Below are 15,255 nucleotides of genomic sequence, written 5' to 3' on the forward strand. Positions count from 1 at the left end.
TCACAAACTGTCACTCGTCGAAAGTTGGCTCACATGTCCGCACCCTCATTGGGTCTGTCCGGAGCTGCCCCCAACAGCTCCGTACGCACCAAAAAAGGTTCGCTAGCCAGGAAGGCCGCTTCCCTCGGCATCGCCTCGCTGCTCCTCACTGGAACCATCCCCGCCCTCACATTTGCCGCCGCCGATGCCGCTCCCGGGGACCCCGCAGCGATCAAAACCGTTACCCCGGAAGTGCCCGTCGACCCAGCTGGAGTACCCCTCGGGTCGGTGACCGGCTTTACCCAGTCCGGCAACGTCGTCGACCTCTCCGCCGCTAAGGGCGCCATCCGCGTCACCTTCCTGGACGACAGCAACTTCCGTCTCGAAGCCGACCCCAGCGGAAAGTTCACGGACCCCGCCAACACAGACCAAGGCGACCCGGCCAGGACAGCCAACATTGTGGTGGGCAAGGACAAGTTCCCCGGCACCACGCCAACCGTCACCGACGGCGACTGGCTGGTCCTGAAAACCGCGAAGATCAGCGTGGAGATCAACAAGGCCACCACCCAGCTCCGCGTTGTCAGGGCCGACGGCTCGCTGGTCCTGGAGGAATCCGCGCCCATCACCTTCGGCACCAACTCGGCCACGCAGCACCTCGCCCAGCGGGATGGCGAGCAATTCATTGGCGGCGGCATGCAGAATGGCCGCTCAGTCCACACCGGCGCCCTGATCAACATCGCCAAGAACTTCGATTGGGACGACGACGGCTACCCCAACGCCGTGCCGTACTACATGTCCTCCATGGGCTACGGAGTCCTGCGTGACACGTTTGCCCGCGGCTCCTACAACTTCGGCGCCGAGTCAACCACTACACACGAGGAAAAGCGCTTTGACGCCTACTACTTCGTGGGCGATTACAAGCAGTCCCTCGGCGCCTACACCACGCTGACCGGCAAGCCGATGATGCCTCCGGTCTACGCCCTGGAATACGGCGATGCTGACTGCTACAACCGCTCAAACCCGGGATATTCATCCTCCGGCTACGGTGATCCCGACGGCGCCAAGCAGCGGACTCCCGACGCCATCAAAACAGCGCGGAAGTTCGTGGAGAACGATATGCCCGCCGGCTGGATGCTGGTCAACGACGGCTACGGCTGCGAATACCAGCAACTTCCGGAAACCGTGAGCAACATCGAGGACGAAACCGACCTCAAAGTCGGCCTCTGGACCCAGCGCTCCCTGACCAACCAGGAATACGAAGTGGGTGAGGCCGGCGTCCGGCTTCGCAAGCTCGACGTCGCGTGGGTGGGTCAGGGCTACCGCCAAGCACTCACCGGTTGCGAAGCAGCGCACGGCGGCATTGAACAGTATTCCAACGCCCGCGGCACCTCGCTCATGGTGGAAGGTTGGGCCGGCTCCCAGCGCTGCGGCATGCAGTGGACGGGAGACCATTCAGGAAACCTCGACGCCGTCCGCTGGCAGGTCTCGGCCCTCACCGGCGCCGGCAACTCGGGTCTGGCGTTCACCACGGGCGACGTTGACGGCATCTTTGGCGGATCTGCGGAGTCCTACGTCCGTGACCTCCAGTGGAAGGCCTTCGCTCCGGCGCTGTACTCCATGTCCGGCTGGGCTGCGACGGACAAGCGTCCGTGGCTCTACGGCGACGAGGCCAAGGCCATCAACCGCCAATACCTGCAGCTCCGTCAGCAGCTCATGCCCTTCATCTACACACTGGCACAGGAGGCCTCCACAAGCGGTGTGTCCATGATGCGGTCCATGGCCCTCGAGTTCCCTGACCAGCAGTGGTCCTACGGTGCCGAGGCGAACAACCAGTTCATGCTCGGCTCCGACTTTCTGGTGGCACCGGTCTTTACCCAGACCGACGTCCGGAACGGTATCTTCCTCCCGGCCGGGCAGCAGTGGGTGGATTACTGGACCGGCAAGCTCTACCAGGGCGGCCAGATCCTCAACGGCTACAACGCGCCCCTGGATAAGCTGCCGGTCTTCGTCCGTGCCGGAGCGGTGATCCCCCAAGGCATCGTGGCACGCAATGCGTCCCTGGTCCCGGAGGATTCCATGATCACCCTGGACGTTTACGCCCAGGGCCAGGACACCTTCACGCTCTACGAGGACGACAAGGTCACCCGCGAATTCAAGGACGGCAAGTCCTCCAGCCAGCTCTTCTCCGTGGACGCTCCGGGCAAGGGCAACAGCAGCGTCAAGGTGTCCATCGGTGAACGGAAGGGTGAGTACACAGGGAAGGCCGCGGCCCGCCCATACGAACTGAAGGTCCACGCCGGCGCAGCGCCGAAGGACATCAAAATCGGTGGAACCAAGCTCACGCAACTCTCCACGCAGGCCGCGTATGCCGCAGCGACCACCGGCTGGTTCTTTGATGAAGCCAACAACGGAACCATCTGGGTCAAGACGGGTGCAATCGCCTCCAACCAGTCCGCCACGGTTCAGCTCCAGCAAGCCGGTCCCCTGGGCGGCAAGAGCCAGGAAGACACGGCCGCTGAGGTCCGCGTCACCACCGGCCAGCAGGTCTTCCAGGACCAGGAAACCACCGTCACCGCGGCCTTCGTCAACACCGGAACCAAGGCGAAGACCAACGTGGTCCTCACCCCGGTTCTCCCCGAAGGCTGGACGGTCGTCTCGTCCGCCGGTGCGATAACGGCCAAGGTTGAGGGCGGCGCGACAACCACAGCCACTTTCGTCATCAAACCCGGCTCCAGCGCGAAGGCTGGCCAGCAGACCGTGCGTGTATCGGCGTCGTACGCTGCTTCCGGCTCGACCCAATCGGTGACCGGCGGCAACCAGATCTACGTTGCCTACGGTTCCTTGGCCGCGGCGTACAACACCGTCTCGATCACCACCGTGGCGGGTAAGGCACTCGGAAACTTCGACGGCGGAGGAGCCACCTTCGCTGCCGAGCAGCTGGCTGCCGCTGCGGTTCCGGCAGGCGGCGTCCGGCCGGGCAGCACGGTGACGGTGGATGCCGGAAAGCCTACGCAGGTTGATTACACATGGCCGGCCGTGGGACCGGATGTCCCCAACTCTGTGGCATTGTCCGCGCAGACCATCGCCGTGAAAGGCAAGGGAACGCACCTGGCCGTCCTCGGCGCGGCCGCCGTGGGCAACGGCACAAGTCCTGCGTTGACCTTGACGTACGCCGACGGATCCACGGAGAAACAGTCCATCTTCTTCCCCAACTGGCTGCAGCCGTCCGTGTTGAACGGGGCATTGCTCGCGGTATCCGAACAAGGCCGCAACAACGCCAACGGACCTTCTCCGGAGTACACGCAATACAAGTATCAGGCGTTCTCCAACACTGTCCGGCTCAACCCCACCAAGGAACTGGCCTCGGTCACTCTGCCCACCGACACCCGGGTGAAGTTCTTCGACTGGAAGGTTACCTCGCAACCGCTGCCGGATGTCCCTCACGGATCGGTGTACGCCTCTGAAACGCCGTGGGTCCAGGCTTTGAACGGCTACGGCGTGATCGGCAAGAACGTGGCCAACAAGGACTCGGCGTCCTCCCCGGACGTGCCGTTGGCCATCAACTACACCGATCCCGCCACCGGCAAGCAGCCCGTCTTTACCAAGGGCCTGGGTGTCCATGCTGCTTCCAGGATCACGTACTACCTGGGCGGCAAGTGCACGTCATTCACCTCACAAGTGGGCCTTGAAAGCGGCTTCGGCGGGAACATCATCTTCAAGGTCAACGCCGACGGGGTGAACAAGTACCAGTCGCGCACGTACACGCCGGGATTCGCTCCGGAATCGGTGTCCGTTGACCTGACGGGTGTGGCGTACGTGGAGCTGGCGGTTGACCCGTCCGGTTCCATCAATGGCGCTCATGGTGTCTGGGGTGATGCCAGGTTCACGTGCGCTCCCTAGCTCGCGTGTCCTGACGGCCGTCGCTTGCCACTCCCATCGGGCGGTGGCAGGCGGCGGTTGTCCGTCTGCCGGCCGGGACAAGAAACTGTCAGGGGAACCGGGCATAATGTGGCAAATGGGGAAAACACGTACTTTGATTCTTGGTCTGGCCACGATCGTGCTGGCAGGCTCGCTGACCGCTTGCGACGACGGCCGTTCCGGCGCTGAGGAAGCCGCCAAGCAGCTCGCCTCCTCACTGTCGGCGCTCGACGTCGGTCAGCTCGCCGTTGAGGGCAAGGATGCCGCCGCGGCCAACGATCAACTGAAGGCAGTCTTCGAGGGACTCGACGCCAAACCGTCGGTGCAGTCCGGTGACGTCAAGCTCGACGGCGACACCGCCACTTTCCCTCTTAACTACAGCTGGAACATCGGCTCGGCCAAGTGGGAGTACAGCTCCGAGGCCACTTTGAAGAAGTCCGGTGACAAGTGGGCGGTTCAGTGGAGTCCGGCCCTGCTGGCACCACAGCTTTCCGACGACGAAACTCTTTCCGTCAAGACCGTTCCTGCCCAGCGCGGACAGATCCTGGGTGCCGGAGACGCCCCGATTGTGGAGGACCGGCCCGTCTTCCGGGTGGGCATCGACAAGACCAAGATTCCCGCGGAACAAGCGGACGCGTCAGCGCGGGCAATGGCTGCCCTGCTGGGCTTGGACGTTGAGGAGTACGCCAAGCAGGTTGCTGCGTCCGGACCGCAGGCGTTCGTGGAAGGCCTGGTTCTGCGGGCCTACACGCCCGATATCACCGAGGCCAAGATCAAAGCCATCCCTGGCGGTGCGAGCATCCTGGACTCGATGGCCCTTGCACCAACGCGGACATTTGCGCGTGCGCTGCTCGGAAGCGTTGGACAGGCCAGCGCGGAGCAGATTGAGAAGTCCAACGGCGCCTTGCGGGCCGGCGACACCACAGGTACCGGCGGCCTGCAGCAGAAGTACGACACGCTGCTGCGAGGCAAGGACGGCGTTGAGGTTATTGCCAGTACCGCAGCCAAGGCTGAAGGGGAGACACCCGGCACCAAGGTGTTCTTTTCCTCTCTCCCCGCACCCGGTACCACTCTCAAGACCACCCTTGACCTGAAACTGCAGCAATTGGCCGAGGAAACTCTTGCCGGTGTTGGTCCGGCGTCAGCCATTGTGGCTATACGGCCGTCCACGGGCGCTGTGCTTGCGGCGGCCTCCGGCCCGGGGAGCAACGGCTACAACACTGCAATGTTGGGGCAGTACGCACCAGGTTCCACGTTCAAGATGGTTGATTCCCTGGCGATGTTCAGGAACGGCGCCACTCCCGATTCCAAGGTCGATTGCCCACCCACTGTGACGGTGGACGGACGAACCTTCAAGAACGCGGAGGGCTACCCGGAGAGCTCCCTGGGTTCTGTCGCCCTGAGGGATGCGTTTGCCCACTCCTGCAACACTGCCTTCATCAATGCCCGCGACACCGTCAGCCAGGACCAGTTGGAATCCGCGGCCCAGGCGCTCGGGGTGGCTGTTGAAGCCCCCAAGCTTGGCGCGGACGCGTTCCTGGGTTCCGTGCCCGGAGCTGCTGAAGGTACGGAGCACGCCGCATCCATGATTGGCCAGGGAAAGGTGCTCTTCTCGCCCCTCTCCGCTGCAGTCATGGCAGCTTCTGTCGCCAACGGCGCTCCCGTTTCACCCCAGCTCGTGCTCAATGCCGACGCCGTGCCAGCCACCACCTCCACGGCCACGCCCACCGAAAGCAGTTCCGCCACGCCGTCGGCGGATTCCGCAACGGCCAGCGCGCTCCCTGCCTCGCCGGCATCCACCAAGCCGATCACCAAGGAGGAAGCTGCTTCCCTGGCCGACATGATGCGGGCAGTAGTAACCTCCGGCCATGCGGGGTTCCTTGCTTCGGTGCCGGGTGCTCCGGTTGGAGCGAAGACGGGAACGGCCGAATTCGGCAATGACAACCCACCCAAGACCCACGCGTGGATTGTTGCCACTCACGGGGACCTGGCAGTTGCAGTGTTTGTTGAAGATGGCGGACTTGGTGCGACCACCAGTGGGCCGTTGCTGAAGACGTTCCTGACCGCGGCGGGCTGATCCGGAGGAGAACCATGGAAGGCAGCACCCAGTGTGTGGTGGCCGGCGGAGGTCCGGCCGGGATTATGCTGGGGCTGCTCCTTGCCCGGGCCGGCGTGCAGGTCACCGTATTGGAAAAACACGCCGACTTCCTCCGGGATTTCAGGGGCGATACCGTCCATGCGTCCACCGTCCGGCTCATGGACGAGTTGGGTTTGGGAGAGGACTTCAGGGCCCTGCCGCAGAGCCGGTTGGGGAACTTCCGGTTGCCTGTTGCCGGGGGTGGTTCGGTGGTGCTGGCCGACTTCGGACTCCTCAAAGAGCCCTACAACTATGTGGCAATGGTTCCCCAGTGGGACCTCTTGAATTTCCTGGTGGCAGCGGCCGGGCAGGAACCCACCTTTACGCTGCGCATGAATACCGAGGTCACGGACCTGCTGAGGGACTCTTCGGGAGCGGTGACCGGTGTGGCATACCGTAGCCGGGATCCGCTGACCGGATCCCCGCTGGAGAGCGGCGAACTGCGGGCCACCCTCACTGTGGCGTGCGACGGCCGCGGTTCGGTTCTGCGGCAACGGGCCGGACTGGCTCCCCACGAATACCCGGTGCCGTTCGACACTTGGTGGTTCCGGCTCCCCCGCACTGCCGACGAGGACGAACCCGTGGCCTCCATAGCTCCACGTTTCGGCAACTCCGACGTCCTGTTGAGCCTGACCCGCAAGGATTACCACCAGATCGCCTATCTGGCCGCGAAGGGCCTGGATCCCCGGCTCAGGGCCGAAGGAGTGGAGGCCTTCCGGGCCAGGGTGGCGCGGCTGAGGCCGGATCTCGCTGATCGCGTAGACACCATTGGGTCCCTGGATGAGCTGCACCTGCTGGATGTGAAGCTCAACCGCTTGTCCCGCTGGCATCAGCCGGGCCTGCTGTTGATCGGAGACGCAGCGCATGCCATGTCCCCGGCCGGCGGCGTGGGAATCAACCTGGCAGTGCAGGACGCGGTGGCGGCGGCACGCATTATTGCGTCACCACTGCTGAGCGGAACGCTCGACGACGGCCACCTCGCCGCCGTCCAAAAACGGCGTTGGCTACCTACCGTGATTGTGCAGACCTTCCAGCGGCTGCTGCATCGCGTCATCTTTGCCCGAGTGATGGCCGGCAAGCAGCCCAAACCACCCAGGATCCTGGTCCTGATGGCCCGGCACGTGCGCGCTTTCCCCAAGCTTCCAGCCCGCATGATCGCCTTTGGGCCGCGCCCCGAGCGCGCGCCGGACTTTGCCCGGCGAAAGCCCTAGCGCTGCGTCGCCGCCCAAGGCAGGTGCCGCCGTCGGGCGTTAACAGCCCGGCGTGGGAGGATTGAAACGTGGCCCATATTGACGTTTCCGGCATCGACTACTTCCTCTCCGACGGCACCCAGCTGCTCAACGGCGTGACCTTCAAGGTCCCCGACGGCACCAAAACGGCACTGATCGGACCCAACGGAACAGGCAAGACCACACTGTTCAAGATCATCTCCGGAGACCTCACGCCGGACGAAGGCGCCGTGGGCCGCTCGGGCAATATGGGCATCATGCGGCAGTTCGTGGGCCAGGTCCGCGATGAATCCACCGTCCGCGATCTCCTGGTTTCCACCGCACAGGCCGGGCTCGCCGCTGCTGCCAAGGCCGTCGAGGAAGCCGAGCTCGCCATGATGGAGCACGACGACGAGCCCACCCAGATGAAGTACGCCCAGGCGATCGTGGACTGGGGCGATGCCGGCGGCTACGACGTGGAGACCGTCTGGGACGAAGTCTGCATGGCCGCGCTGGGGATTTCCTTCGACAAGGCGCAGTTCCGCCGTGCCTCCACCCTGTCCGGTGGCGAGCAGAAACGCCTGGTGCTGGAAGCGCTTTTCGCGGGGCCGGACGAGCTCCTGCTCCTCGACGAACCGGACAACTACCTTGACGTTCCCGGCAAGCGTTGGCTGGAGGGCAAGCTCAACGAGTCCAAGAAAACCGTTCTGTTCATCAGCCACGACCGCGAGCTGCTCAACAATGCTGCTGGCCGGATCGTCACCCTTGAGCCGGGCATCAACGGCGCCGGGGCTTGGATCCACGGCGGCGGCTTCGGCTCCTACGTAGAAGCGCGCGCAGACCGCAACGCCCGTTTCGAGGAACTCCGCAAGCGTTGGGACGAGGAGCACATCAAGCTCAAAGAACTCGTCAACATGTACAAGAACAAGGCGGCATTCCGCTCCGATATGGCCAACAGGTACCAGGCAGCGCAGACCCGACTGGCCAAGTTCCTGGAGGCCGGGCCGCCGGAGGCCCTGCCCATCGAGCAGAACGTGAAGATGCGGCTCAAGGGCGGCCGCACCGCCAAGCGAGCCGTCGTTGCCGACAAGCTGGAACTGACCGGACTCATGAAGCCGTTCTCCACGGAGATCTGGTTCGGGGACCGGGTGGGCGTCCTGGGGTCCAACGGCTCGGGCAAGAGCCACTTCCTGCGCCTTCTCGCCACCGGCGGTACCGACCCGGAGCGCGAGCACCTGCCGGTGTCCGACGTCGTCATCGCGGAAGTCCCGCACCAGGGAACTGTGAAACTGGGTGCACGCATCCGGCCCGGGTTCTTCGCCCAGACACATGTCCGTCCGGATCTTCTGGGCCGGACGTTGTTGGAAATCCTGCACCGCGGTGACGAACACCGCTCGGGCCTTCCGCGTGAAGCTGCAGCCGGGGCGTTGGATTCCTATGGCCTGGCGGGTCAGTCGGAGCAGAAGTACGAGTCCTTGTCGGGTGGCCAGCAGGCGCGTTTCCAGATCCTGCTGCTCCAGCTGTCCGGGGCGACGCTCCTGCTGCTGGATGAGCCCACGGACAACCTTGACCTGCACTCGGGTGAAGCCCTGGAGCGTGCCATCGACGCGTTCGAGGGCACCGTCCTGGCCGTCACGCACGACCGTTGGTTCGCCAAGTCTTTCGACCGATTCCTGATCTTCGGGTCCGACGGCAAGGTTTACGAATCCGAAGAGCCTGTGTGGGACGAAAAGCGGGTAGAGCGCGCCCGCTGAGGGATGTGAGCAAGCGCCTGTGCGCAAATGATCACTCAGCATGATTAAGTGATCACTCCCCTGCTACCGTGGAGGTATGGGAACCACTGAACGCCACCGGCTCATCGGCGATCTGTTGCGTGGGCAAGAAGAAGTAACCGTGGACGAACTGGTCTCAGTTACCGGAGCTTCCGGGGCAACCATCCGCCGCGACCTTGAGATCCTCGCAGCCAACGGCGTGCTCAAACGCGTGCACGGCGGCGCCCGCAGTCTGCTGGCCCGAGGAGAGAATCCAGGCTACGGGCAGCGCGAACTCGAAGACCACCAGGCCAAGGCCCGCATAGCCAAAGCCGTGGACGGACTCATCAGGGATCGCGAGCACGTGTGGCTGGACAGCGGCTCCACGGCGACGGAAATCGCCCGCAGACTCAGCACACGCCAGCTCACGGTGATGCCCATGTCCCTGCACAGCGTCCAAGCCCTCACGCAACCCACGGAAGGCCGGGCTCCTGAGCTCATCCTCCCCGGAGGTAGTCTCATCCCAGGCGAGCAGTCTTTCAGGGGACCCATGGCGGAAGCCAACATCCGCTCGCTGAGGTTCGATACCGCCGTCGTGACTCCCTGCGCGCTCAACCTCAAAGACGGACTCCTGGCCCATGACCTCGAGGACGCGGCCGTGAAGCGTGCCGGCTTGGAGTCGGCGGCACGCGTGATCGTCGCGGCAGCGGGAAACAAGTGGAATGCCGGCGCCAGGGCCCTGGTTGCAGCGATGGACAGCGTGGACGTTATCGTGACGGACCTGGAGCCATCCCCCGAAGACCTTGCCCAGCTCAACAAACTCTCCGTGGAAGTTGTGATTGCATGACCACCAACACCAGAAGCGCCACCAACGTCAGAGCTGCTGCAGTGGCGACGTTCCTGATCTTCGGCATGAACGGTTTGGTCTTTGCCAGTTGGGCGGCCCGCATCCCGGCAGTGACCGAAGCTCTCAGCCTCACGTCCGGCCAGATGGGCACGCTGTTGCTCTGCACCGCGGTTGGCTCCTTGCTGGCGTTGCCGTCCGCAGGTTGGGTAGTGGGCCGGATCGGTACGGCAAACACGGTTCGGCTGGCCGGAATTGTGGCAGGCGCCGCCGGTGCAGCCATTGCCTTCTCGCTGATGGCCGCGTCCGTACCTGCCACGGCGGTGGCCCTGTTCTTCTTTGGCATTGGCATTGGCCTCTGGGACGTCGCCCAGAACATCGAAGGCGCCGACGTCGAACACCGGCTCGAACGGACCATCATGCCGCAATTCCACGCGGCATTCAGCGGTGGCGCCTTCCTGGGCGCGCTGATCGGTGCGGGATTGTCCCAGCTGGGAGTTGGCCTGCCCGAGCACTTGCTCGTGATCGCCGCCATTGCCGTCACTCTGGCACTGACGGTCCCCAAGTACTTCCTGCCGCACGAAGCCGTGGAAATTCGCGACGGCGGCGGGTCGGCAGCCAAGGGCCCCTCGGCTTGGCGGGATGGCAGGACGCTGCTCATCGGCGTGGTGGTCCTGGGTGCCACCCTTACCGAGGGTGCGGGCAATGACTGGATCGCCAAGGCGGCGGTGGACGGGCTGGGTGCCTCGGAGTCCACTGGAGCCCTGCTGTTCGCCCTGTTTGTCCTGGCCATGACCGTCATGCGGTTCCTGGGCGGTAAGGCGATCGACAAATTTGGCCGGGTGGCCGTTCTTCGCGCGAGCATGGCCGCAGCCGCCTTGGGCCTGGCCCTGTTCGTTTTCGCGGGCAACGTGGTTTTGGCCGGAGTCGGCGCAGCCCTTTGGGGCATTGGGGCGGCGCTGGCCTTCCCCATGGGTATGTCTGCGGCCGCCGATGATCCCAAACACGCCGCTGCCCGGGTCTCCGTGGTTTCCACCATCGGCTACATTGCCTTCCTGGCAGGGCCGCCGCTGCTGGGCTACTTGGGCGACCAAACCGGGATCCACTTGGCACTGCTGGCCATCGGGGCGCCTATTCTGCTGGCTCTCCTGCTTGCCGGCGTCGCGAAGCCCTTGCCGCCCAAATAGTCCTGCCATCCGATAGAGCATTCTCCCTAATGCATATATCCCGGAAGCGCCACCACATCAGAAGTACCACTCCGGCGGCCAGGCAGGCTCCGCCCACCACATCGCTCAGCCAGTGCGCAGATAGATAGGTTCGGCTGATCATCATCGCGATGATGCCCAGAGCAGCCAGCGACGTCATCCACCAACGGCCGGCGAGGATAGCGAGCACCAGCAGGAACGTCGTCGTGGCGGAAACATGCCCGGAAGGGTATGAACCGGTGTCGGTGAGGACCTTGGCTCCGACGGGCCGTTCCCGTCCCACTAGCACCTTGGCCAGCTGGGTCAAGGCAAGAGCGGCTATTCCGGACGCCGCTACGAAAAGTGCTGTCACCGGTCGTTTCCAAGCCACCAGCGCGAGGGCCAGCACCCCCTGGGCCGACAGCATTCCCACATAGCCCACCCAGTTGAGGATCCCGTTGACGCCGTCCCACAAGGGTGAGTGCAACGTGAAGGAGAAAGCCTGCCACCAGGTGTCCACGCCATTGAAGGCAGGTTGGCCGTGTCCTGCCAGGATCATGGCTCCGGGAACCGCAAACACGCATAACAGCAATATTCCGGGGCTAACCAACTGCCAATCCGGCTGGTGCCGGGGAGTCACGACGCGAATCATCAACTCATCGTAGCCATGGCGGCCCTGCGGTACTGGCAGGCGATACTGTGAAGGGATGCGAGGCTTCGTGGGCAAAGGCCCCAAACGTGTTGTCAAACTCGACCACTTCCTGGTGCGGGCTGTTTCCCGGCAACCGCAGGGAGACCATGACGTCTTCTTCCGGCGGCTCTCTTCCGCAGCTACAAAAGGCAAGCTGTGGTTCGGCATCGCGGGGATCATGGCGACGGTTCCCGGGAAGCCCCGCAGAGCGGCCCTGCACGGCCTGCTCGCTTTGGGTGTTGCTTCCGGCGTTACCAACGTCATTTTCAAGCGTGCCTTGCCTCGCAGGCGGCCGCTTCCTGAACATCTGCCGTTGTTCCGTTTCGTGAATCCGCAACCCACAAGCTCTTCGATGCCGTCAGGCCACTCTGCGTCCGCTGTGGCCTTCGCCGTGGGTGCAGGAATTGTCTCGCCGGCGATCGGCGTTGCTTTGGCGCCCATCGCCGTGGGGGTGGCCTACTCACGCGTGCACACAGGTGCCCATTGGCCATCCGACGTCGTCTTTGGCTCTGCTTTGGGTGCCGGCGCGGCTTTCCTTACCCGGAAGTGGTGGCCGGCCCGGCCGGCGGAGCCGACTCCCCGCCGCACCCCCGCTGAGGTTCCCGCAATTCACGACGGCGAGGGGCTGAGTATCGCGGTCAACGTCCTGGGCGGATCCTACTCCCCCGAAACCGGCGAACTCCTGCGGCGTATATTTCCAAAGGCGTATATAAGGGAGATTTCCGAGGGCGAGGACGTCGCGGAAGAGATCAAGGCGGCAGCAACCCGGCCCGGCACCGTAGCGCTGGGCGTGTGGGGCGGCGACGGAACGGTGGGAGCGGCAGCTGCTGCCGCCGTCGAACATTCCCTGCCCCTGGCAGTTCTGCCGGGAGGGACGCTGAACCACTTTGCGCGCGACCTCGGCGCCCGCTCGATCGAGGACGTGCTGGACGCCCTGACCAACGGCCTCGCAGCATCCGTGGATCTGGGGCATGTAGTTGTCCAGCGCGGGCTGCCGGAGAAACCGGAGACCTCCGAACTGGCAATGCTGAACACGGCGAGTGTGGGCGTGTATCCCAACCTGGTCCGGCGGCGGGAGCGCCTCCAGCCGGCCATGGGCAAGCCGCTCGCCAGTGTGGTGGCATCCCTCCGGACCTTCGGCGTGAACTCCCCCACCACCCTCACTGTGAATGGACAGCGGCACAAGCTCTGGATTCTCTACATGGGCCGGGGAAGGTTTTACCCCAGCGACCATGCACCCATCCGGCGTCCGGTGCTTGATGATGGTGTGTTCGACCTCCGCATGATCACGGCGGACGAGCCGTTCGCACGGGCGCGATTGCTGTGGGCCGTTGTCACCGGCACGGTGTCAGCTTCCAAAGTCACCCACCTGAGCGAGGCCACGGAAATTACCATCGAAGCGATCGGGCAGCCGTTGGTGCTGGCCGTGGACGGTGAGCCAACGCCCGGAGTCCGCTCGGCTACCTTCGAGGTCAAGCCGCAGGCCCTTCGTGTGTATTCGTCGTTGCCGGTGGCTGAGTAAGCCGGACCGCTGAGGGTCATCCGGTAGGACTACCCTGACTGAACCCTGAATCATCCCTGAGACAGGCGATTTACGCGCCCTCCCTGAGTAGCGTGGTGAGTACATTCAAAACTCACCTGCACACCCATGTGCTCCGAGGAGGGAACGCTTCCATGATCGAAGCAAAAGGCCTGACGAAGGTTTACGGCCAAAAAACTGCCGTCGGCGGCGTCAGTTTCACTGTCCAGGCTGGACGGGTGACGGGCTTCCTGGGCCCCAACGGCGCCGGCAAGTCCACCACGATGCGCATGATCATGGGACTGGACTCTCCCACATCGGGCGATGTCACGGTCAATGGCCTGCACTATGCGCAGCACAAGGCTCCCCTGCACCAGGTGGGTGCCCTCCTGGATGCGAAGGCGGTCCACACCAGCCGCAGTGCTTACAACCACCTTTTGGCCATGGCGGCAACGCACAGCATTCCTACGGCCCGCGTTCACGAGGTCATCGAAATGACCGGACTCGGTGCGGTGGCCAAGAAGAAGGCAGGCGGGTTCTCGCTGGGTATGGGACAGCGCCTCGGCATTGCGGCGGCGCTCCTGGGCGATCCGCAAACCCTCATCCTCGATGAGCCGGTCAACGGCCTGGATCCCGAAGGCGTTCTCTGGGTGCGAAACCTGGTCAAGTACCTGGCCAGCCAGGGCAAGACCGTATTCCTTTCCTCGCACTTGATGAGCGAAATGGCGCAGACCGCTGACCACCTGATTGTGATCGGCCGGGGTCGGATCATCGCTGACGCTCCTGTGCAGGACATCATCGCCGGCGCACAGCAAGCCAAGACCCTGGTCCGGACATCAGCTGCCAGCCAGTTGTCGGCCCTGCTTGTCGGGGACGGCGTCCGGGTTGACCAGAGCCAAACCGAAACCCTCGAAGTTGTGGGCCTGCAGCCCCGTGAGATCGCCCAGGTGGCGCTGGATAACAACGTGCTCGTCTACGAATTGACACCGCAGGTTTCCTCGCTGGAGGACGCGTACTTCAATCTGACCAAGGACGAAGTGGAGTACCAATCGCATATGTCCGGTGAGCCTGTAGCCGCTGCGCAGGAAGGAAAGTAAGGACGATGAGCACCATGACTGAAAACCGCACCAATTCGCCGGCCCACGCTTCGGCCGGAGTCCGCGGCGTTACTTTTGGCGGAGTTGTTAAATCCGAGTGGATCAAGCTCCGTTCGTTGACGTCCACCGTGATCCTGCTTGCTGTGACCCTGATTGCCACAGTGGGTGTGGGTGCCCTTGCCGTTTTGATCCGCTTCACATTCCTGGACCAGATGATCAAGCAGGCCAAGGATGCAGGCCAGCCCGTGACCGGTGAGATGTTGACGAAATCCTTCCCTCCGGGATCCGGTTTTGACCTCTACAACCTCCCGAATGCCGGCATCCAGATCGGCACACTGGTCCTCGGCTCCCTCGCCGTCCTCTTCATTTCCTCCGAGTACGCCACCGGTATGATCCGTTCAACCATGAACGCCGTGCCCAAGCGGATCCCGGCTTTCGCGGCCAAGGCCTTGCTTCTGGTGGTCATCTCCTATGTCATCACCACCGTCGCTGCGGTCCTCACCTTCCTGATCGCCATGCCCGTCTTCCAGGGCCTGGATATCGATCTGACCTGGTCCACTGAGGGCGTGGTGTACAGCATCTTCACGGGTGGCCTGTATGTTGCCGGCGTAGCACTGATCGGCCTTTCGCTGGGAACCCTTCTTCGCAACTCGGCCGGTGGCGTGACCGTACTTGTCGCACTGTTCTTCGTATTGTCGATCGCGTCCGGCTTCCTTTCACTGGTACCGGGCGAATTCTGGAAGTATGTGCCGCAGTACATCCCCAGCGAGGCTGGTGGAAGGTTCCTTTCCATCGGGCACACTGACGGGGTTATCGACCCCTGGCAGGGTGGCCTGATCTTCCTGGGCTACGTTCTGGTCTTCCTCATCCCGGCCATGATCGTGATCAAGAAGCGCGACGTCTAGGCCAAAAGTGCCCTCTAGGCTC

The 15,255-nt window shown here is 63.7% G+C and carries 10 protein-coding genes; 9 read left to right on the plus strand and 1 reads right to left on the minus strand.

Annotated features, from left to right (window positions below; translation table 11 throughout):
- Positions 1 to 33: 33 nt before the first annotated feature.
- From IEY62_RS13540 to IEY62_RS13565, 6 genes are all read left to right on the plus strand, one after another.
- Positions 34 to 3,879 carry an NPCBM/NEW2 domain-containing protein gene (locus IEY62_RS13540; protein ID WP_189018674.1) on the plus strand — a complete coding sequence of 1,282 codons (3,846 nt, stop codon included), beginning with the start codon at positions 34 to 36 and terminating at the stop codon, positions 3,877 to 3,879.
- Between the two features lie 115 nt (positions 3,880 to 3,994).
- Positions 3,995 to 5,974, plus strand: coding sequence for a penicillin-binding transpeptidase domain-containing protein (locus IEY62_RS13545; RefSeq protein ID WP_189018676.1), 1,980 nt, complete (start codon positions 3,995 to 3,997; stop codon positions 5,972 to 5,974).
- 14 nt (positions 5,975 to 5,988) lie between these two features.
- The gene (locus tag IEY62_RS13550) at positions 5,989 to 7,245 is read left to right on the plus strand and encodes an FAD-dependent oxidoreductase (RefSeq protein ID WP_189018678.1); all 1,257 of its coding nucleotides are present in this window, start codon (positions 5,989 to 5,991) and stop codon (positions 7,243 to 7,245) included.
- A gap of 68 nt (positions 7,246 to 7,313) precedes the next feature.
- On the plus strand, positions 7,314 to 8,996 hold the full coding sequence (locus tag IEY62_RS13555) for an ABC-F family ATP-binding cassette domain-containing protein (RefSeq protein WP_189018680.1): 1,683 nt from the start codon (positions 7,314 to 7,316) through the stop codon (positions 8,994 to 8,996).
- Between the two features lie 76 nt (positions 8,997 to 9,072).
- Complete coding sequence (locus IEY62_RS13560) at positions 9,073 to 9,840, plus strand: DeoR/GlpR family DNA-binding transcription regulator (protein WP_189018682.1); 768 nt, start codon at positions 9,073 to 9,075, stop codon at positions 9,838 to 9,840.
- On the plus strand, positions 9,837 to 11,024 hold the full coding sequence (locus IEY62_RS13565) for an MFS transporter (RefSeq protein WP_189018684.1): 1,188 nt from the start codon (positions 9,837 to 9,839) through the stop codon (positions 11,022 to 11,024). The genes IEY62_RS13560 and IEY62_RS13565 overlap by 4 nt, the downstream gene beginning before the upstream one ends.
- Here IEY62_RS13565 and IEY62_RS13570 read toward each other — a convergent pair.
- Positions 10,969 to 11,673, minus strand: a complete 705-nt coding sequence (locus IEY62_RS13570) for a phosphatase PAP2 family protein (RefSeq protein ID WP_229785285.1) — start codon at positions 11,671 to 11,673, stop codon at positions 10,969 to 10,971. The genes IEY62_RS13565 and IEY62_RS13570 overlap by 56 nt on opposite strands.
- Positions 11,674 to 11,728: 55 nt before the next feature.
- Here IEY62_RS13570 and IEY62_RS13575 point away from each other — a divergent pair, with 55 nt between their 5' ends.
- From IEY62_RS13575 to IEY62_RS13585, 3 genes are all read left to right on the plus strand, one after another.
- Positions 11,729 to 13,234: a bifunctional phosphatase PAP2/diacylglycerol kinase family protein gene (locus IEY62_RS13575; RefSeq protein ID WP_189018688.1), complete on the plus strand. Its 1,506-nt coding sequence runs from the start codon at positions 11,729 to 11,731 to the stop codon at positions 13,232 to 13,234.
- Positions 13,235 to 13,386: 152 nt separating this feature from the next.
- Positions 13,387 to 14,328: an ABC transporter ATP-binding protein gene (locus IEY62_RS13580; RefSeq protein ID WP_189018690.1), complete on the plus strand. Its 942-nt coding sequence runs from the start codon at positions 13,387 to 13,389 to the stop codon at positions 14,326 to 14,328.
- A 5-nt stretch (positions 14,329 to 14,333) separates the two neighbouring features.
- Entirely contained in the window at positions 14,334 to 15,233 is a 900-nt protein-coding gene (locus IEY62_RS13585) for an ABC transporter permease (protein WP_189018692.1), read from the plus strand.
- The last annotated feature ends 22 nt before the right edge of the window (positions 15,234 to 15,255 follow it).

Origin of the sequence: Paenarthrobacter histidinolovorans (assembly GCF_014647595.1) — a bacterium.
Lineage (GTDB): Bacteria > Actinomycetota > Actinomycetes > Actinomycetales > Micrococcaceae > Arthrobacter > Arthrobacter histidinolovorans.